The organism is Streptomyces sp. NPDC002690 (assembly GCF_053592415.1).
Map to the genome: position 1 here is coordinate 42,230 of NZ_JBSFVR010000007.1, position 18,201 is coordinate 60,430.

General features: G+C 70.3%; 16 protein-coding genes and 1 riboswitch. Of the genes, 9 read left to right on the forward strand and 7 right to left on the reverse strand.

The window, feature by feature from the left end:
• Positions 1-26: 26 nt before the first annotated feature.
• Positions 27-995 carry a glucosyl-3-phosphoglycerate synthase gene (locus ACWD3D_RS02095; protein ID WP_451458991.1) on the reverse strand — a complete coding sequence of 323 codons (969 nt, stop codon included), beginning with the start codon at positions 993-995 and terminating at the stop codon, positions 27-29.
• A gap of 154 nt (positions 996-1,149) precedes the next feature.
• A riboswitch (SAM riboswitch) is annotated at positions 1,150-1,277 on the forward strand.
• Positions 1,278-1,295: 18 nt separating this feature from the next.
• Here ACWD3D_RS02095 and thrC point away from each other — a divergent pair.
• The 4 genes from thrC (at position 1,296) to groL (ending at position 5,502) form a co-directional block, all read left to right on the forward strand.
• The gene (gene thrC / locus ACWD3D_RS02100) at positions 1,296-2,585 is read left to right on the forward strand and encodes a threonine synthase (RefSeq protein ID WP_451458992.1); all 1,290 of its coding nucleotides are present in this window, start codon (positions 1,296-1,298) and stop codon (positions 2,583-2,585) included.
• A gap of 29 nt (positions 2,586-2,614) precedes the next feature.
• A complete protein-coding gene (locus ACWD3D_RS02105) occupies positions 2,615-2,893 on the forward strand; it encodes a MoaD/ThiS family protein (RefSeq protein ID WP_266705881.1) in 279 nt (92 codons plus the stop codon).
• A 428-nt stretch (positions 2,894-3,321) separates the two neighbouring features.
• On the forward strand, positions 3,322-3,528 hold the full coding sequence (locus ACWD3D_RS02110) for a cold-shock protein (RefSeq protein ID WP_003967346.1): 207 nt from the start codon (positions 3,322-3,324) through the stop codon (positions 3,526-3,528).
• Positions 3,529-3,879: 351 nt separating this feature from the next.
• Positions 3,880-5,502: a chaperonin GroEL gene (gene groL / locus ACWD3D_RS02115; RefSeq protein ID WP_328721018.1), complete on the forward strand. Its 1,623-nt coding sequence runs from the start codon at positions 3,880-3,882 to the stop codon at positions 5,500-5,502.
• A gap of 157 nt (positions 5,503-5,659) precedes the next feature.
• Here groL and ACWD3D_RS02120 read toward each other — a convergent pair whose 3' ends face one another.
• Positions 5,660-6,418: a MerR family transcriptional regulator gene (locus ACWD3D_RS02120; protein WP_451458993.1), complete on the reverse strand. Its 759-nt coding sequence runs from the start codon at positions 6,416-6,418 to the stop codon at positions 5,660-5,662.
• 189 nt (positions 6,419-6,607) lie between these two features.
• Positions 6,608-7,141 carry a MarR family winged helix-turn-helix transcriptional regulator gene (locus ACWD3D_RS02125; RefSeq protein ID WP_451458994.1) on the reverse strand — a complete coding sequence of 178 codons (534 nt, stop codon included), beginning with the start codon at positions 7,139-7,141 and terminating at the stop codon, positions 6,608-6,610.
• Positions 7,142-7,281: 140 nt separating this feature from the next.
• Here ACWD3D_RS02125 and ACWD3D_RS02130 point away from each other — a divergent pair, with 140 nt between their 5' ends.
• The 3 genes from ACWD3D_RS02130 (at position 7,282) to ACWD3D_RS02140 (ending at position 10,567) form a co-directional block, all read left to right on the forward strand.
• Positions 7,282-8,619 (forward strand): FAD-dependent oxidoreductase, encoded by a 1,338-nt coding sequence (locus ACWD3D_RS02130; RefSeq protein WP_451458995.1) that lies wholly within the window; start codon positions 7,282-7,284, stop codon positions 8,617-8,619.
• Between the two features lie 383 nt (positions 8,620-9,002).
• Entirely contained in the window at positions 9,003-9,413 is a 411-nt protein-coding gene (locus ACWD3D_RS02135) for a YciI family protein (RefSeq protein WP_328721021.1), read from the forward strand.
• 8 nt (positions 9,414-9,421) lie between these two features.
• Positions 9,422-10,567 carry an RNA polymerase sigma factor gene (locus tag ACWD3D_RS02140; RefSeq protein ID WP_451459006.1) on the forward strand — a complete coding sequence of 382 codons (1,146 nt, stop codon included), beginning with the start codon at positions 9,422-9,424 and terminating at the stop codon, positions 10,565-10,567.
• Positions 10,568-10,640: 73 nt separating this feature from the next.
• Here the strand turns inward: ACWD3D_RS02140 and ACWD3D_RS02145 are convergent, their stop codons facing one another.
• Both ACWD3D_RS02145 and ACWD3D_RS02150 read right to left on the reverse strand, forming a co-directional pair.
• On the reverse strand, positions 10,641-11,033 hold the full coding sequence (locus ACWD3D_RS02145) for a hypothetical protein (RefSeq protein WP_451458996.1): 393 nt from the start codon (positions 11,031-11,033) through the stop codon (positions 10,641-10,643).
• A 106-nt stretch (positions 11,034-11,139) separates the two neighbouring features.
• The gene (locus ACWD3D_RS02150; protein ID WP_451458997.1) at positions 11,140-12,030 is read right to left on the reverse strand and encodes a hypothetical protein; all 891 of its coding nucleotides are present in this window, start codon (positions 12,028-12,030) and stop codon (positions 11,140-11,142) included.
• A 644-nt stretch (positions 12,031-12,674) separates the two neighbouring features.
• Here ACWD3D_RS02150 and ACWD3D_RS02155 point away from each other — a divergent pair.
• On the forward strand, positions 12,675-13,358 hold the full coding sequence (locus ACWD3D_RS02155; RefSeq protein WP_451458998.1) for a GNAT family N-acetyltransferase: 684 nt from the start codon (positions 12,675-12,677) through the stop codon (positions 13,356-13,358).
• A gap of 401 nt (positions 13,359-13,759) precedes the next feature.
• Here ACWD3D_RS02155 and ACWD3D_RS02160 read toward each other — a convergent pair whose 3' ends face one another.
• Together ACWD3D_RS02160 and ACWD3D_RS02165 are read right to left on the reverse strand one after the other, a co-directional pair.
• On the reverse strand, positions 13,760-14,194 hold the full coding sequence (locus tag ACWD3D_RS02160) for a hypothetical protein (RefSeq protein WP_451458999.1): 435 nt from the start codon (positions 14,192-14,194) through the stop codon (positions 13,760-13,762).
• Between the two features lie 794 nt (positions 14,195-14,988).
• The gene (locus ACWD3D_RS02165) at positions 14,989-15,720 is read right to left on the reverse strand and encodes a hypothetical protein (protein WP_451459000.1); all 732 of its coding nucleotides are present in this window, start codon (positions 15,718-15,720) and stop codon (positions 14,989-14,991) included.
• Positions 15,721-16,937: 1,217 nt separating this feature from the next.
• Between ACWD3D_RS02165 and ACWD3D_RS02170 the strand changes: the two genes are divergently transcribed.
• Positions 16,938-18,071, forward strand: a complete 1,134-nt coding sequence (locus ACWD3D_RS02170; RefSeq protein WP_451459001.1) for a hypothetical protein — start codon at positions 16,938-16,940, stop codon at positions 18,069-18,071.
• Positions 18,072-18,201 lie beyond the last annotated feature (130 nt).

Below are 18,201 nucleotides of genomic sequence, written 5' to 3' on the forward strand. Positions count from 1 at the left end.
GTAACCCCCCAAACGTGTTCGGGCTCTCAAGCGGCGCGGCGGGACGTGTACTCGGCGATCTCCCGGACCGGCGGCCGTTCCTCGGTGTCCACCGCGTAGGTCCGTGGCCGGAACCCGTCCTCGTCCCGTTCGAACTGGGTCAGCATCGGGCGCACCAGATGTCCCCGGGCGAGCCGGAGCTGCGCGGTCCGGTAGATCGCGGCGGCCATCCGTCCCAGCGCCTGCCCGTCCTGGTGGCGGTGGCGGCGGACGCCGACGTCCACCTGGGCCAGTGCGTCGAGACCCACCGTGTGCAGCGCGTCCACCAGGAGTCCCAGTTCCACGCCGTATCCGACCGGGAACGCCAGCTGTTCCAGGAGCCGGCGCCGGACCGCGTACTCGCCGCCCAGCGGCTGGACGAAGCCCGCGAGTTTCGGCCAGTGCAGATTGAGCAGCGGGCGTGCGACCAGCTCAGTGACACGGCCGCCCTGTGCGGGAGTGCCGGCGGGGGCGTGCCCGTCCTCCAGCGGCCGGTCGTACATCGCCTTGACGAACTGGATGCCCGGGTCGGTGAGCAGTGGGCCGATGGTGCCGGAGACGAAGTCGGCGGAGAAGTCCTTGAGGTCGGCGTCCACGAAACAGACGATCTCGCCGGTGGTCACGAAGAGCGACCGCCAGAGGACCTCGCCCTTGCCGGGCACGGCGGGTATCCGGGGGAGGATCTCGTCGCGGTGCACCACCCGGGCTCCGGCCGCGCGGGCGACGGCGGAGGTGGCGTCGGTGGAGCCGGAGTCGATCACCACGAGCTCGTCGACCAGCGGGACCTTCTCCATCAGCTCGCGGCGGATGACGCGCACGATCTCGCCGACCGTCGCCTCCTCGTTCAGCGCGGGCAGTACGACGCTCACCGAGGAGCCCCGCGGGTCCCGGTCCCGGGCGGCCAGGAGACGGTCCAGCGGGCGGTCGGAGGCTGACCAGGAACGGTGGGTCAGCCAGCTGTCGACCTCTTCCAGCACGGGCGCTACTCCCTGTTTGTGATCCATCTCGCGGTTCGGACGACTACCTCAACCTTCGGGTGCTTCGGTTACAGTCTTGAACAACGCTCACTGCCTTCGCATGTCGGGGTCGGAGGGCGGACAAACGCCTGGATCGAACGGTCCAGTGCCATAGCGCTCATCCAGAGGGACTGAGGGAACGGCCCGTTGAAGTCCCGGCAACCCTCCCGCCGGCCGCGAGGCCACGGTGGGGAAGGTGCCAATTCCGTCTTGCGGCGAAATGCGTCGCAAGGAAGATGAGGAGAAAGGGCCTCCGCCATCATGGCTGTTCAGATCGCCGAAGCGACGTCCGGAACCGTGGATCTCGGTCCCGCCACCGCGCTTTCCTGCCGCGAGTGCGGCGAACGCTTCCCCCTCGGCCCCATTTTCGCCTGCGCGTCCTGTTTCGGGCCGCTCGAAGTGGCGTACGACCTGCCGAGCGGCTCCCCGGAAGAGCTGAAGAAGCGCATCGAAGCCGGTCCGAACAACATCTGGCGCTACGCGCCGCTGCTGCCGGTCCCCGCCGATGTCGCCGACAAGCCCAACATCAACCCCGGCTTCACCAAGCTGGTCAAGGCCGACAACCTCGCCCGCGAACTGGGTGTCACCGGTGCCCTGTACGTCAAGGACGACTCGGGCAACCCGACGCACTCCTTCAAGGACCGCGTCGTCGCCATCGCCGTCGAGGCCGCCCGCGCCTTCGGCTTCACCACCCTCTCCTGCTCCTCCACCGGCAACCTCGCCGGCGCGGTCGGTGCCGCCGCCGCGCGGGCCGGCTTCCGCTCCTGCGTGTTCATCCCGCACGACCTGGAAGAGGGCAAGGTCGTCATGGCCGCCGTGTACGGCGGCGAGCTGATCGGCATCGACGGCAACTACGACGACGTCAACCGCTTCTGCTCCGAGCTGATCGGCGACCCGCTGGGTGAGGGCTGGGGCTTCGTCAACGTCAACCTCCGCCCGTACTACGGCGAGGGCTCGAAGACGCTCGCGTACGAGATCTGCGAGCAGCTCGGCTGGCAGCTGCCCGACCAGCTGGTCATCCCGATCGCGTCCGGCTCCCAGCTCACCAAGATCGACAAGGGCCTCCAGGAGCTGATCAAGCTCGGTCTCGTCGAGGACAAGCCGTACAAGATCTTCGGCGCCCAGGCCGAGGGCTGTTCCCCGGTCTCCACCGCCTTCAAGGCCGGTCACGACGTGGTCCGCCCGCAGAAGCCGAACACGATCGCCAAGTCGCTCGCGATCGGCAACCCGGCCGACGGCCCGTACGTCCTGGACATCGCCCGCCGCACCGGCGGCGCGGTGGAGGACGTCGACGACGAGCAGGTCGTGGACGCCATCAAGCTCCTCGCCCGCACCGAGGGCATCTTCGCGGAGACCGCGGGCGGCGTGACCGTCGGCGTGACGCGGAAGCTGATCGAGGCCGGTCTGCTCGACCCGACGCTGACCACCGTCGTCCTGAACACCGGCGACGGCCTGAAGACCCTGGACGCGGTCTCCCCGACCACCGGTCTGACGGCGACCATCCGCCCGAGCCTGGACGCGTTCCGCGACGCGGGCCTCGCGGCGCACTGACCACCCCAGAACCGAGGAAGGCAATCCCCATGAGCGTCAAGGTCCGCATCCCCACCATCCTGCGCACGTACACCGGCGGCCAGGCCGAGGTCTCGGCCGAGGGCACCGTCCTCTCCGAGGTCATCGAGTCCCTGGAGAAGGACCACCCGGGCATCGCCGCGCGCGTCCTGGACGACCAGGGCAAGCTGCGCCGCTTCGTCAACGTGTACGTCAACGACGACGACGTCCGCTTCGAGGGCGGCCTCCAGGCGGCCACGCCGGACGGCGCCGGCGTCTCGATCATCCCCGCCGTCGCCGGCGGCTGCTGACCGTACAGGCGTTCCACGGCGCGCCACTTCAAGGAAATCGCCCCCTTCGCGTACGACGCGGAGGGGGCGATTCCGTAGGGTTGAGCGCGGTACAGTTGGGGAAGCCCCCTCCGCCGCTCGTGTCGAGCATGTGCGAGATCGCGCCGCGGCGCGACAAGAAGCAGCCAAAGTCCGGACGCCCTCTGTGCCTTAAGTGGCCTTTGTCTGGCCCGACTTGCCCGGGATTCTCAGCAAATCTTCATGTTCGGGCGTTCCGGCGCGCTCAGAATTCTCGTCCGATTGACCTGTTGCAGAGGGCAGTTGGGCAGATACATTCGGCCGCGGTCGAGGCGTTCCGGCGCACGCACCCTCTCCTGTCGGAGGGTGAGTTCTGACCCGGGTCCGCGAAGTGCGGTCCTGTGCAGGGGCCAGAAATAGGGGAGTTAGGCATGGCTCAGGGCACCGTCAAGTGGTTCAACGCGGAGAAGGGGTACGGCTTCATCGCGGTCGACGGTGGTGCGGATGTTTTCGTCCACTACAGCGCGATCCAGATGGACGGATACCGCACCCTCGAAGAGGGTCAGCGAGTTGAATTCGAGATCTCGCAGGGCCAGAAGGGGCCGCAGGCGGACATGGTCAAGCTCGCCGTGGGCTGAGTTGGACGCGGTCGGCAACGACATTTTCTTCACCACGCAGGGCCCGTTCCCCCAGGGGGCGGGCCCTGCGTGGTTTCGCGTTTCCCGTGCCAGGAAGGCCTTCTGTGGGTCCGGAGGCTGCCCGGGGGCTGTTCGGAGCTTGTCCCCAGGACGAGGAGGACGCTTGCACTCGCAGGGGTCGAGTGCTAATCATTGGCGTTAGCACTCTCCAGGTGAGAGTGACAGAAACTTGGACCGGGCCGGTGAGGCCCGCAGGCGCGGCGGGGCAAGGAACCGCCGGGCACGCAGGCCGTCCGTCGCGGGCGCCACTCGGTCCGGAGCAATCCACCCCGTCCGGGAGGACCACTTCACATGGCCAAGATCATCGCGTTCGACGAGGAGGCACGGCGCGGTCTCGAGCGCGGGATGAACCAGCTCGCCGACGCCGTCAAGGTCACCCTCGGCCCCAAGGGCCGTAACGTCGTCCTCGAGAAGAAGTGGGGCGCGCCCACGATCACCAACGATGGTGTTTCCATCGCCAAGGAGATCGAGCTCGAGGACCCGTACGAGAAGATCGGTGCGGAGCTGGTCAAGGAGGTCGCCAAGAAGACGGACGACGTCGCCGGCGACGGTACGACCACCGCCACCGTTCTCGCCCAGGCGCTCGTCCGCGAGGGCCTGCGCAACGTCGCCGCCGGTGCCAACCCGATGGCCCTCAAGCGGGGCATCGAGAAGGCCGTCGAGGCCGTCTCCGCCGCTCTGCTGGAGCAGGCCAAGGACGTGGAGACCAAGGAGCAGATCGCTTCGACCGCCTCCATCTCCGCCGCCGACACCGAGATCGGCGCCAAGATCGCCGAGGCGATGGACAAGGTCGGCAAGGAAGGCGTCATCACCGTCGAGGAGTCCCAGACCTTCGGTCTGGAGCTGGAACTCACCGAGGGTATGCGCTTCGACAAGGGCTACATCTCGGCGTACTTCGCGACCGACATGGAGCGTATGGAGACGTCCTTCGACGACCCGTACATCCTCATCGTCAACTCGAAGATCTCCAACGTGAAGGACCTCCTTCCGCTGCTGGAGAAGGTCATGCAGTCGGGCAAGCCCCTGCTGATCATCGCCGAGGACGTCGAGGGCGAGGCCCTGTCGACCCTGGTCGTCAACAAGATCCGCGGCACCTTCAAGTCCGTCGCCGTCAAGGCTCCGGGCTTCGGCGACCGCCGCAAGGCCATGCTCGGTGACATCGCCATCCTCACCGGCGGCACGGTCATCTCCGAGGAGGTCGGCCTCAAGCTGGAGAACGCGGGTCTCGACCTGCTGGGCTCGGCGCGCAAGGTCGTCATCACCAAGGACGAGACCACGATCGTCGACGGTGCCGGCGAGAGCGAGCAGGTTCAGGGTCGCGTCAAGCAGATCCGTGCCGAGATCGAGAACTCCGACTCGGACTACGACCGCGAGAAGCTCCAGGAGCGTCTGGCGAAGCTGGCCGGCGGCGTGGCCGTCATCAAGGCCGGTGCCGCCACCGAGGTCGAGCTCAAGGAGCGCAAGCACCGCATCGAGGACGCGGTGCGCAACGCCAAGGCCGCCGTCGAGGAGGGCATCGTCGCCGGTGGTGGCGTGGCTCTGCTCCAGGCGTCCGCCGTCTTCGAGAAGCTCGACCTGACGGGCGACGAGGCCACCGGTGCCAACGCCGTCAAGCTCGCGCTGGAGGCCCCGCTCAAGCAGATCGCCGTCAACGGTGGTCTTGAGGGTGGCGTCGTCGTGGAGAAGGTCCGCAACCTGCCGATCGGTCACGGCCTCAACGCCGCGACCGGCGAGTACGTGGACATGATCGCCGAGGGCATCATCGACCCGGCGAAGGTCACGCGCTCCGCTCTGCAGAACGCCGCGTCCATCGCCGCGCTGTTCCTCACCACCGAGGCCGTCATCGCCGACAAGCCCGAGAAGGCCGGCGCGGCCGCCCCGGGTGGCATGCCGGGCGGTGACATGGACTTCTGATCCCCTTCAGGGATCGGTGGTTCCACCCCCGCAGCGTCCAGCTGTAGCTTCGGCCCCCAGGATTCGTCCTGGGGGCCGAAGTGTTTCTCCCGTCGCGATCCAGGCCGCGATCCTGCCGCGAATCAGGCCGGGGCCGGGCAGGGGATCAGGTCGGGGATCAGGCCGGGCGGACCGAGTGGTACGCCACGATGGCGTCGCGCTGGTACTCGGCGAGGCCCGGAGCGATGGCCTCGTATGCCGCACGCCACTGCGGGTTCTCCACGCACGAGCTCCCGATCGCCAGGTGCTCCTCCGCGGTGACGGGGCGCAGCTCGTTCACCGCCCTGAACTGCGCGTCCACGTGCTCCCGCACCTGCACCGAGTCGGCGGGCAGGCCGGAGGTCAGGAACTCGGCGAGCCGGATCATCTGCTCCGTACGCTTCCGCTGCTCGGCCGTGATCTCGGCCTCGGTCAGGCCGGAGGTGTGCCGCTCGACCGCTTCGGCGTGCGCGGGGAAGTCTCGCAGGCTCTCCTCGTACTGCGCGGGGCGAACGCCCTCGAAGAGGTTCTCGGGTCGGTTGATGGTGGTCATGGTGCCGTCCTCTCGGGAGTGTTCCAGCTGACGGATGGTGCGGGAGACGGCTGCGGCCAGGATGCCGAGGCGGTCGCGTTCGGCCAGCAGCCGACGGTGGTGGCCGCGCAGGGCCGCCAGTTCGTCGACCTGATCGGCCAGGATGCGGCCGATCTCGGGCAGTCCGACGCCGAGGCTCCGCAGCACGAGGATCTGCTGCAGCCGCAGCAGTTGGCGCTCCTCGTAGACGCGGTGCCCGTTCGAGCCGGTGCCGGCGGGCGGCAGCAGTCCGATTTCGTCGTAATGCCGCAGGGTCCGTGCGGTCACTCCGGACATCCGGGCGACCTCCGCGATGGGCCAGGCCATGGCCGACTCCTTCACGCTCCGCTTGTTCACGGCCGATCGTTCACCCGCCGCCGAGCTGGGAACGAATTTCTGGTGCGGGCCGATGGGTCTCGCCCCGTACGGGCCCGGTTACTTCCGGCCCCAGAACGACGGTAGAAGCTGCCGCAGCGGCAGCCGCAAGCCCGTGAAGGCTCTTCGCGGCGGGTGTTCCTACTCCGCGTCCAGCGCCGACAGATGGCGGGTGAAGTCGTCCACGAGCCGCCCCAGCAACCGGCCCAGCTCCCGGCGGTCCTGGTCGGACCAGTCGGCCAGCGCTCCGCCGAACCAGCCGAGCAGGGTCCGCATGTAGCGGTCGGCGCCCGCCGTGCCTTGTGGGGTCGGCTCGATGAGCCGGGCGCGCTGGTCGTCGGGGTCGGTGACGCGGCGGACCAGGCCGCGCTTCTCCAGCCCGTTGACCTGCCGTGTGACGTGCGGCCCGACCACCTGCATGCGGGTCGCGATCTCGCCGATGCGCAGCGGGGTTCCGGCCATGTGCAGGGTGATCAGTACGGACATCGCCGGCCGCTCCAGGGCGAGTCCGGCGGTCTCCATGGCGTGTTCGGTCAGGCGCCCCTTGTTGAGGGTGTTGCTGAGCTGGGCCATGCGCGGCAGCACCTCGGCCACGAGATCGAACGCCGCGTCGGAGCCGGCTGCCGGGCCTGCGGCGTCTTCGCGGTCTGCCGCGTGCGGCTCCTGGGCGTCCATGCCCACTCCTTTTAGATAGCTAAGTTAGGTATACAGTTGGGTGCGGCGGCAACGCCGCACGGGCTTCTCGCGCCCGCAAAAAAGATACCTAAGTTACGTAGATGGTGAGAGTCTGCGTGCCTGTCGAGAGGGGACACCTCATGACCAGCACCTACGGTACGGAATCCGGTCGCGGAACGGACGGCGCGGCCGGTACGGGCGCCACCGCGCCCCGCACGCGCAGCGTCCTGATCTCCGGCGCCAGCATCGCGGGCCCGGCGCTGGCCTACTGGCTGCACCGGTACGGCTTCGCGGTCACGGTGGTCGAGAAGGCGGACGCGGTACGCGGCGGGGGCTACCCCATCGACATCCGGGGCACCGCCCTGGAGGTCGTGGAGCGGATGGGGCTGCTGCCCCGGCTGTGGGAAGCGCACGTGGACAGCAGGCAGGTGTCGTTCCTGGGGCCGGACGGTTCGGTGCGGGCCGCGATCCGGCCGGAGACCATGACCGGCGGGGTGGAGGGACGGGACGTGGAGGTGCGCCGGGGCGACCTCGCCGACCTCCTGTACGGCCTCGTCCGCGACGACGTCGAGTTCCTGTTCGGCGACTCGATCGCCACGCTGGACGACCGGGGCGACGGCCGGGGCGACGACGGCCGGGACGACCGGGGCGACGGCCGGGACGGGGGCGTGGACGTGGTGTTCCGCAGCGGAGCCCGGCGCACGTTCGACCTGGTCGTGGGGGCGGACGGCATCCACTCGCACACCCGGGGGCTGGTGATGGGGCCCGAGGAGCGCTTCCACCGCTCCCTCGGCCAGTGCTTCGCCGGGTTCACCCTGCCCAACGACTTCGGCCTCCGCCACGAGGGCGTCATCCGCAACACTCCGGGCAAGGGCGCGGTCCTGTACGCCGTGGAGGAGACCGAGGACCTGCACGGCTTCCTGGTGTTCGCCTCGGACCTGGTGGATTCGTCGGTGCCGCTGACGGCGTTCCGCGATCCGGCCGCCCAGCGCGATCTCGTCGCCTCCGTCTTCGCCGACGAGGGCTGGGAGGTCCCGCGCATGGTCGCCGCCATGCGCGCGGCGGACGACCTCTTCTTCGACGTGGCCGGGCAGATCCACCTCCCGTCCTGGTCCACGGGCCGGGTCGCGCTGGTCGGCGACGCCGCGTACGCCCCGTCCTTCTTCTCCGGGCAGGGATCGAGCATCGCGCTGATCGGGGCGTACGTCCTCGCCGGTGAGCTGGCCACGCACCCGGACCACACGGCCGCGTTCGCCGCGTACGAGAGCGCGCTGCGGGAGTTCGTGGAGGCCAACCAGGCCCTGGCGCACAGCGGGCTCGCCGTCCTCGCGCCGCGCACCGCGGAGGACCTCGCGGCGCGTGACAAGGCCCTCGCCGAGCCGACCATCGCCTCCGGCGAGGAGGGGCGGAGCATCAACGCGGCGTTGGAGCTGCGTGAGTACGCGGCGGGTGCGGGCGTGAGGACCGGTGCGGCCTGATCGGGACGGTTCGGAGTGGTGCGGGAGAGGGCTGCCGGGCGACCGACCGGCGCGTCGTGCTTCCCTCCGGCCCTGTCGGTCGGGATGGTCTCAGGGACCGTTCGTCGAGCCGGCTGTTCGGGTCGGAGGTCCGGTCGGAGGTCCGGTCGGGGCACGGTCGGAGGTCGGGTAGGAGGCCCACGCTCGGAAGTCCGGAAAGATTTCTCGTCCGGTGATGTCCGGTGATGTCGAGAACCCGTGACCGGCTCCGTCCCCGTAGTGAACGCGCCCACGGACACGGACGCGGGGAACACGAACACGGAAGCGACGAACGCGACCACGGACGCGACGAAGCGACCACGGACGCGACCGCTCACGCGGTCGCCGCAGCGAGGAGAGACGCCATGGCGAAGTACCTGATGCTCAAGCACTACCGGGGCGCCCCGGCTCCGGCCAACGACGTGCCGATGGACCAGTGGACCCCGGAGGAGATCTCGGCCCACGTCCAGTACATGAACGACTTCGCGGCCCGGCTGGAGAAGACCGGGGAGTTCGTCGACGGGCAGGCCCTCGCCCCGCAGGGGGAGTGGGTCCGGTACGACGGGGAGGGGCGTCCGCCGGTCACCGACGGCCCGTTCGCGGAGACCAAGGACCTGATCGCGGGCTGGATGGTGATCGACGTCGACAGCCATGAGCGTGCCGTGGAGCTGGCCGGGGAGCTGTCGGCCGCACCCGGAAAGGGCGGCGAACCGATTCACGAGTGGCTGGAACTGCGCCCGTTCCTGGGCGCCCACCACCCCACCGTCACGGAGTGACCTCACCGATGGACGAGGCCCTGATCCGGAGCCTCACCCCGGGTGTCATCGCCGTCCTCGTCCGCCGCGGAGCCGATTTCGCGGCGGCCGAGGACGCCGTGCAGGAAGCCCTGCTCCAGGCGGTACGCGTCTGGCCGGCCGACCCTCCCGAGGACGCGAAGGGCTGGCTGGTCACCGTGGCCTGGCGCAGGTTCCTCGACGCGACCCGGGCGGACAGCGCCCGGCGTCACCGGGAAGTCCGGGTGGACGAGGAACCGGCCCCCGGGCCCGCCCGCGCGGCGGACGACACTCTCCAGCTCTACTTCCTCTGCGCCCACCCCTCGCTGACCCCGGCGTCGGCGGTCGCGCTGACCCTGCGCGCGGTCGGGGGGCTCACCACGCGCCAGATCGCCCGGGCGTACCTGGTGCCGGAAGCGACGATGGCGCAGCGCGTCAGCCGGGCGAAGCGCACCGTCTCCGGGGTGCGGTTCGACCGGCCCGGCGACGTCGCAACGGTGCTGCGCGTCCTCTATCTGGTCTTCAACGAGGGGTACTCCGGCGATGTGGACCTCGCCGCCGAGGCCATCCGGCTCACCCGGCAGCTCGCGGCCCGCGTCGACCACCCCGAGGTGTCCGGGCTGCTCGCCCTCATGCTGCTGCACCACGCGCGGCGGGCGGCCAGGACCGCGCCGGACGGCAGCCTGGTGGCGCTCGCCGAGCAGGACCGCGGCCGGTGGGACACCGCGTCGATCGCCGAGGGCATCGGGATTCTGACAGCGGCGCTGGCCCGCGACCGGCTGGGCGAGTACCAGGCACAGGCCGCCGTCGCGGCGCTGCACGCCGACGCGCAGACCGCCGGGGAGACCGACTGGCCGCAGATCGTGGAGTGGTACGACGAGTTGGCGCGCCTGACCGACAGCCCGGTCGTGCGGCTGAACCGCGCGGTCGCGGTCGGGGAGGCGGACGGCCCGCGCGCGGGTCTGGCGGCGCTCGCGGCGCTGGACGACTCGCTGCCCCGGCACACCGCCGTGGCGGCGTACCTCCACGAGCGCGACGGCGACCCGGTGACGGCGGCACGGCTGTACGCCGAGGCCGCGCACCGGGCGACCGACCTCGCCGAACGCGACCACCTGACGCGCCAGGCCGCCCGCCTCAACGCCCGCGCGGACCGGTGAGGGCGCCGAGGGCGGGGCGGCACGGGGACGAGGAGGCGGTGTGCGCAATGGCCGACATCGGACCGGGCATCCCTCAGAACGGGGGCCAGGAGGAACCTGGGGGAGGCGTGGGGCTGACACGCTTCTCGCCCCGCATGCCCGGAGGCCAGCGGGCGTCGATGACGGTCGCGGTCTCCTTGCAGGCGTCGCAGGCGTTGCTGCGACCCGGCCGCCACGGGTACGGAGAAGGCGAGAGGAGTTCGTCCTCCACTCCGCACAGGGTGGCGCCGGAACCTGTGTACGCATGGGCCGTGTCGTAGGCGTGGGCCACGTCCTCGGGAAGATCCGGTGATTCCGCCCGCTCCCAGCGCGAGTCCACGGGCTCGTACTGAGGCCGGGAAACTTCCCGGGGGTCGTGTCCGAACTCGGTCCACGCATAGCACCAAGGGCAGAACCAGCGCTCCTTGACCGGCAGGTCCCATGCCATGCGCGGTTCGTGCACCGGTCTCTGCCGCATTCCATGTCCACATACGTCGCATGTCACGGACGGATTCTGTCAGGGCGACTCGATGCCCCGACGCCGCGCCGGTGCCTCAACTCGTCGCGCCCGGCGGGATCGTACGGTTCTGGGCGCCCCGTCGCCGGACGGTCACCCCGGCCCGGCCCCGGGGGCGGTCCTGGCGGGGAATCATGCTCGCGCGGACCTGGGACACGCGGCTGCTCACGTCGTCGTGCGGGACCGTGCCGGGCGGGCCCGCGAGGGGCGCGAGTTCGCCCCGGCAGGGTCGGCAGAGGCCGTCGGGCATGGCGTCTTCGGGGCCGGGCGCCTTGCACTCACGGCACTCGGCGGCGTACCGGCCGGACGGCGCGGACGGGGGCGGCGGGGTCGCGATACGGACCGGGGGCAGCTTGTCCGCCAGACGGCGGCGGACGAGGGAGGCCGCGTGGTGGACGGCGGTCGGCAGGCCGGAGGTGAGCGCGTGGAGCAACTCGCCTTCGTCGGCGCCGCGTTCGAACCACTCGGTTACCTGCGGTTCCAGCATCGCGCAGTCGGCGGCCGACAGCGACAGCGCCGGGTTGGCCCGGCCGAGCGCGGCGAGCAGGATGAACGCCCGGGAACGCGAAGGGCGTCGGGTTTCCGGCGGTACGTCGCCCCGTACGAACGCCTCCCACCAGTCGGCGTCGCGGGCGGTACGGGAGAAGTGCGTACGGGTCACCCAGAGCAGCTGGGTCTCGTTGGCGACGACGATGCCGTCCCGGTGCAGGTGGCCTGCCGCCTGGAGCCTCCGGAGCACCGTGCCGATCGCGCACTGGCCGTAGGGGAGAACCTTGGCGAGGGTCTTCACCGAGATGTCCGCGCCGTCCGGCAGCAGGTCGATGTACGCGGCGACGGCCGCCTCACGCGGCGGCAGATGGTCGAAATCGCTTGCGGTGGACGGCTTCTGGTTCGGGGCCGAACGCTTGCCGTACCCCGGATTGGACATCGGATGCGGCATACGGGGCAGGGAGCCGTGCGGGGGGCAGGGGGCAGCACTAAGCTGGCTGGCAGCCATAGGGATCGCTCGTTTCGATCTTGTTGGTCAGGCCCCTGTTCGGTGTTCGCTGCACCGGCAGGGGTCGACTCATGTGTGGTCTGAGTTGAGGCGAACGCTAGATCGTCGGCACCCTGCGTGGCAAGTCGGTCACGGATGGTCAACCCTGGGGAGTTAAAAGAACGCCCGAGGGTGACGAGGGGCGGCCCGAGCGTGTGGGCGGACAGGTCCGGTCGGCCGCCGGTGGCGCCTTCCGTGGACGGGCTTCCGTGGACGGGCTTCCGTGAAGCGACGTCCGTGAGCGACGTCCGTGAGCGACGTCCGTGCGCGGCTTTTCGCGGCCAGGGTGGGTGGGTGGGAAAACAGTCCCCTCCACCCATTCCTATGAAAGAGCGCTCGAATCTCGCCGCTTGAGCTCCGGGCGGGGGCGCGACTGAGGGCTGTCCCCGATCGGGCTATCACCTTGGGGCAGAAGGGGCGCGCAATGGTGGAGTTCGCGCCCCTGGGGCGTCGGCCACCGCGCCGCCGGTGCCCGCACACGCGGGGCGGCGCAGGCACCCGCACCCCTTGTGGGTGGTGCGTGCTCTAATCGCCGGATGACGAAGATCGAATCAGGGCTGATACGACGCTGGTTGCACGGCTGGACCGCCGCACGCGGTCTGCCCGAAGCCGAGCCGGTCGGGCCGGCCGGGGACGGGCTGCGGTCGGAGTGCGACCAACCCGGCCGCGAGGTGGAGGTGTTCGCCCTGCGCGCGGACGACGAGCCGGAGTCCGTGGCACGGCTCGCCGAGACCGTCGCCGCCGCACGGAAGATCACCTGGCTCACCGTGCCCACCCTGCGTACCGCCGAGGTCGAAGCCATCGTCGGGGCGGCCGGGCTGGAGATGGTCCACCGGTCCGAGTGGCTCATGACGACCGATCTGACCGCACACCCGCAGCACGCGGTTGCCGATCCGTACCGGTGCGAGGTACGCACGGACGGGCCCCTCACGGTCGTCACCGTCCACGCCCCCTCGGGCGAGGTGGCGGCGCGCGGCACCATCGCCGTGGTCGGCGAGGACGCGATCGCCGACCGCATCGAGACGAACCCCGCGCACCGCCGACGCGGCCTGGGCCGCGCCATGATGAGCGCCCTCGCGGAGGCCGCAGTGGCGCAGGGCGCCCGTACCGGACTCCTCATCGCCAGCGAGGAGGGCCAGCGCCTCTACTCCTCCCTGGGCTGGCACTACAGCGCCGACGTCCTGATCGCCCGGGGACCGGTCGCTCCTGTCGCCGGGTAGGGCGACGTTCTCGTCGGGGAGCGGGGCTGGGCGAGGGCGACGGGTCTCGGGTTTCGAAGGGTCGGCTCAGGGGCCGGGGTGCCGAACGCGGCCGGCGAGCTCTGCTCGTTCCGAATGGGCGTGGATGGCGCCCAGATCCGCGCGAAAGGGTGCCTGACACCGCTCCGCCGCCTGTTGACTGGCGGAACGCGGGCAGCAGACGTCACCTGATACCAGAGTCGCCAGTCGGGCATTCTGCTTCAAGGAATGCGAGACCAAGCTCCCTTTTTGCGTTCATGCGACGGCCGCCATCCAGTCCGACCCGGAGGGCGGCCGCTGGTCCCATGAACGAGATCATGCACTGCAAGGGGGATGTATCTGTGCGCGCATGGGGGCGGAGGGGAGTGCCCGCCTTTCAGCCGTTAATCCAAAACGCCCCAGCGGGTGCAGTAGTTCAGCAGAGTTTCTCCCTCGAAGCGTGCTACCTGTACTCCTTGCCCATAGATGCCGTAGCCGCTCTGGGCGGTGGTCGACCACACCACGGTGGTGTTCGCGCCGTCGGTGTTCGAGTGCCACGGCCAATTGACGGAAACGCCTGAAACATTCTTGGTGATGAGTCGAACGCGCACGTGATGGCCATCGGCCAGGGTGTCCGTGACTCTCAGGGTCACCTTTACCTCGTCATACGGATCATCGGTATAGGTAGCGACTGTCGATCCGGATCCGCCGGTGGTGGAACAGGTCGACGTGCTCGTGTACGTGGCCGCCGCGCTCGCTGTGGAGGCTGCGCCTACCGTTAGTGCGACCGAAGCCAGCAGCACGCCGACGGCTCTTGCGGAAGTTATTTTGCTATACATGTCGCTCCCTCTGGTCGGTTCGATTGCCTGCTCATCAGATCATCGAATTATGAAGAAGCCAAGCGGTTTATAAGGCCCCGGATCGGTGTGAGTGAGTGGATTTCGATAGCTTCTGAGAAAATCCTGACAGAGGCTATTTTTGGCGGGTTCACGGGTGATATGGGATGTGCTTCTACATTTATCCGCCAATTTTCTTAAATCAGCCGACTTGAATCGCGCTCCATGCCGTGAGCCTGAGGAATCGCTTGTAGCGGTAGAGAATCGGTGGGCCGGGCACGTCAGGTGTGCGCGGCGGCCGGAGCGCGTGCCGGGCGCGGGGTGACCTGCGGATGCCGTGCTGGATGCCGTCTTCTGGGCCAAGTCGTTGTGGGGCCGTCCTGGATGGGCTCGGGCAGTCTGGACGAGTTCGCCTCGGACCGTAGGGCGGCGTGAGAGGTCGGCTTGTTCGGGTGAGCCGTCCGAACCGCTTCAGAGCGGCGTCCTCACCACTTCCGACTGCGAGGGCGGCGGGACGGCCAAGGGGCACATTCCGGCCGCCTCTTGGGGGTGCCGAGTGCTCTCACCGTCGGATGACGGAGATCGACTCAGGTTCGTACGGCTTTGGGTGCGCGGCTGGACCGGGGCACATGGTCGGTCCGAGGCCGATCCGGTCGAGCCGGACGTGGACGCACTGGGGTTGGAGCCCGACCAACTCGGGGGTGCGGGCGGGGCTGGGCGAGGGCTCCGGGTCTCGGGTCTCGGGTGCCGGGCCGTTGGCTCCGGGGCTCGGGTGCCGGGTGCCGGGCCGGGATCTGTCAGAGCCCGGCCTTGCCGGTGGACCAGTACGGCTTGGTGGTGACCGCGCGGCGGGGAAGTATCCGGCTGTCGACCAGGGCCGCGCGCTGGCGCTGGATGGACTGGGCGTGCCCCAGCAGCATCGCCCCGTCGAGCCGCGCGAACTCGCCCTCTCCGGCCGCCCGTTCGAGCCAGAAGAACAACGCGTCGCCCGGCCTCTTGGTGATGGGCAGGAAGTGGTACCGGGGCCAGCGGGCCGCCAGAGCGTCGACTGCGGGCTCCGGCACCTCGATGGCGACGAGCGACTGTTCGTCCACCCGGGCGTAGGCGTCGATGGTGCCGAGGGTGGAACCGTCACCGAGGTAGAGACGCCGGGCCCCGGTCTCGCGCAACGGCCGGTGCCGGGCGGCCAAAATCACGGTCTCGGTACCGGCCCGCAGGCGGCCCACCCAAGTGGCGCCGGGGCCCTGGGACTCGGTGCTGGCGAGCACGCCGATGCGCTCGGGCTCAGCCCCGCTGCCGCCGGGCTCGCCGTCCGCCCCGCCCACGGTCCGTACCGTGTAGCGGCGGCTCAGGGTGGGAGCGACCCGGAACTGGATCTCGTGACCGGGCCGCCAGCCGCCGGGCGGGGCCGAGGCGTGCAAGGTGAGTTCGACGAAGCCGGGGGCGGGCTGCCGCACATCGAGTACGCGCGCACGGCGTCCCATGGCGGATTCCGCCAGTTTGCCTATGAGGGCGGGCGCTTGGGGCATCGGAATCTCTTCTCGGGAGGGGCGGTGGGGCTTGACCGGTGGTACGGAAGGGCCGGTGGCACCGCCCTGGGACGTGTTCCGCCCTGGGGCGCGGGCAGCGCGGGACGAATCCCGTGTGCCGTGTGTGAGCTGACCTGCACAGTAGGCGGTTCGGGCCGCACGGTCACGGTGGGCGTCGTCATCTCTCGCGGGCTTCGTCGCGGCGGTGGTTCGAGAAGGCGAGCATCATCACCGGGAGGGTGGCGGCGGCGAAGCCGAGTCCCAGGGGCGGACTGACCTGGAAAGTGCAGCGGCCCCGAGGGGCCGGACCCGCGCGGCGGCAGACAGATCGGTGGAAGGCACGGTGCCAGGGTACGGGCGGTCCCTCCCGGCCGGCGTGGCCGGAGTTCGGGAGGGCCCGTCCGCAGTGGCAACGGCGGCGGCGCGGGTGGCAGCCGCTGGGTACGAGTGCGACGTGACGGGCCGCGAGGTGTCCTGAAGCCGGGGAGTCGACACGGGCTTCATGCCGGACTCGGTGAAGTCGGCCTCCCTCGGCCTTCCGGCGTCGTAACGTCCCGGACGAGGAAGAGTGCGCCCGCGCGTGCGGGGATGGTCCCCCGACCTCGATGGTGTGCCGGATGCGCTCCAGGTGCTCCCTGCGCGCGCGGGGATGGTCCCCACGCCGGGCTGGGAGACGACGACGTCCTCTCGTGCTTCCCGCGCGTGCGGGGATGGTCCCGCGTTGAAGACAGCGGGCGGAGGAGTGGGTTTGTGCTCCCGCGCATGCGGGGATGGTCCCGTGCGCTCGATGTGGGCATGCACAGCCCGAACGTGCTCCCCGCGCGCGTGAGATGGTCCCGACACCCCGTACGCCGTACGGCAGCACGAGGAGTGCTCCCCGCGCGTGCGGGGATGGTCCCAGTACGGGCACGGCGGATTGCCAGACGTTGACGTGCTCCCCGCGCCTGCGGGGATGGTCCCAACGAGCTGCACGACCTCGACGAGGGCGCCTTGCGCTCCCCGCGCGCGCGGGGATGGTCCCGCCCGTTTCGGGGTGGTCAGGCATGGGCTCCCCGCGCGTGCGCACACCCCATGGGTTCATCGACGGCAAGGCTGCACCCTGCCCGCCCCACACCGCCCCAGCTCACCCGATCCGGACGACCGCGTCTCGATTCTGTCGCCGGCAGCCCTCGGGACGCGTACGCCCACTTCCCCGGAACCGCCGAAAGGATCGCATCATGACCAGCGCTATCCGACTCGAAGCCGCCACGGCGGCCGTCACGGTGCTGAGCAATCGCGCCGATGTCACGGATTGGGCCCTGCGGTACTTCGGCCAGTGGTGGAACGCCGCCGCGACGGAGGCGGACGGCGTCCACGGCGACTCCGTGGTGACCGCCGATCTCGACCCTGCCGCGTACGAGGCGATCTCCCTCCTCGTCGGGGACGGGCGGCCCACCGGAACGGTCAGCTACGCGAAGCACCCGCTGGTGGTGGCCCGCGACGGTGACGACGTCGTCGCCACCTCTCCCGGCGAGGGGATCGCGTACCGCAGTACGCCTTCCTCCAGGCGCTTGGTCCTCGCCGGTACGGACGTGTGGAAGCTCGCTCTCTCGGCTGCGCGCCTCGCGCGGGAGGTCGCTCGGGGGCAGCTCCTGCGGGACGGGTGGGCGGTACTGCATTCCTCCGCCGTGGTCAGGCCGGACGACAACGCGACCCTCCTCACCTTCGGCGAGAAGGGAGCGGGGAAGACCACCACGGCCCTGCTGCTCGCCTCGAACGGGTGGCAGCTCCTGGCCAACGACCGGGTCCTCGTGCGGCCGATCGGTGACCGCGATGTCGAAGTCGTACCGTGGCCGTCCGCCGCCGCCCTCGGTCTCGGCCTGCTCGACTCGCTGGACTGGTTCGCGACCGCGCGCGAGCACCTGCGGACCGGAGGAGGCTTCCACCCGACCCAGCACAGGTCGGTGACAGCGGCGCTGCTCGCGGGCGACCCCACCCCGCTCCGGGACGGGAAGGGACGAGAGCGGAAGGTCCAGGTGTTCCCGGACCAGTTCCCCCACCTGTTCGACGTGCCGTTGGCCACGGTCGGTACGGCCGCTGCCCTCCTCTTCCCCCAGGTCATCGCCGACTCGGCGCCGGGTTTGGCCGACGGCGCCCGCACGCTGGGGGAGGGCGACTTCATGTCGGGCGCCACGGAGGACCGTTACCCGGACGTCTTCGGACTCGCTCAGGGCATCGACGGCGGGGGCCGGGAGAGTGCCCGCGCCGAGGTGGCCTCCCGCCTCGCGGTGCTGCCGCACCACGCGGTCCGGCTGAGTCACGACACGCAGGCGAGTGCTGCCGTGCTCGGCGAGCTCGCCGACTCGATCTGAGCGGCGGACACCCGCCCGCCCCCCGGCGCCGGTGCGGCACCGGGGGGCGGGGGGGGGGGCCCGCCGCCCCCCCGACCGTGCTGTTCGACATCGTCGCCCGCATCGGCGGCGCGATCGCCGGCGGTGCGGG

Coding starts and splice junctions, on each gene's coding strand:
- thrC (WP_451458992.1), top strand. CDS start 1,296: ATGGCTGTTCAGATCGCCGAAGCGACGTCCGGAACCGTGGATCTCGGT.
- ACWD3D_RS02105 (WP_266705881.1), top strand. CDS start 2,615: ATGAGCGTCAAGGTCCGCATCCCCACCATCCTGCGCACGTACACCGGC.
- ACWD3D_RS02110 (WP_003967346.1), top strand. CDS start 3,322: ATGGCTCAGGGCACCGTCAAGTGGTTCAACGCGGAGAAGGGGTACGGC.
- groL (WP_328721018.1), top strand. CDS start 3,880: ATGGCCAAGATCATCGCGTTCGACGAGGAGGCACGGCGCGGTCTCGAG.
- ACWD3D_RS02120 (WP_451458993.1), bottom strand. CDS start 6,418: ATGGCCTGGCCCATCGCGGAGGTCGCCCGGATGTCCGGAGTGACCGCA.
- ACWD3D_RS02125 (WP_451458994.1), bottom strand. CDS start 7,141: ATGGACGCCCAGGAGCCGCACGCGGCAGACCGCGAAGACGCCGCAGGC.
- ACWD3D_RS02130 (WP_451458995.1), top strand. CDS start 7,282: ATGACCAGCACCTACGGTACGGAATCCGGTCGCGGAACGGACGGCGCG.
- ACWD3D_RS02135 (WP_328721021.1), top strand. CDS start 9,003: ATGGCGAAGTACCTGATGCTCAAGCACTACCGGGGCGCCCCGGCTCCG.
- ACWD3D_RS02140 (WP_451459006.1), top strand. CDS start 9,422: ATGGACGAGGCCCTGATCCGGAGCCTCACCCCGGGTGTCATCGCCGTC.
- ACWD3D_RS02145 (WP_451458996.1), bottom strand. CDS start 11,033: ATGGCATGGGACCTGCCGGTCAAGGAGCGCTGGTTCTGCCCTTGGTGC.
- ACWD3D_RS02150 (WP_451458997.1), bottom strand. CDS start 12,030: ATGTCCAATCCGGGGTACGGCAAGCGTTCGGCCCCGAACCAGAAGCCG.
- ACWD3D_RS02155 (WP_451458998.1), top strand. CDS start 12,675: ATGACGAAGATCGAATCAGGGCTGATACGACGCTGGTTGCACGGCTGG.
- ACWD3D_RS02160 (WP_451458999.1), bottom strand. CDS start 14,194: ATGTATAGCAAAATAACTTCCGCAAGAGCCGTCGGCGTGCTGCTGGCT.
- ACWD3D_RS02165 (WP_451459000.1), bottom strand. CDS start 15,720: ATGCCCCAAGCGCCCGCCCTCATAGGCAAACTGGCGGAATCCGCCATG.
- ACWD3D_RS02170 (WP_451459001.1), top strand. CDS start 16,938: ATGACCAGCGCTATCCGACTCGAAGCCGCCACGGCGGCCGTCACGGTG.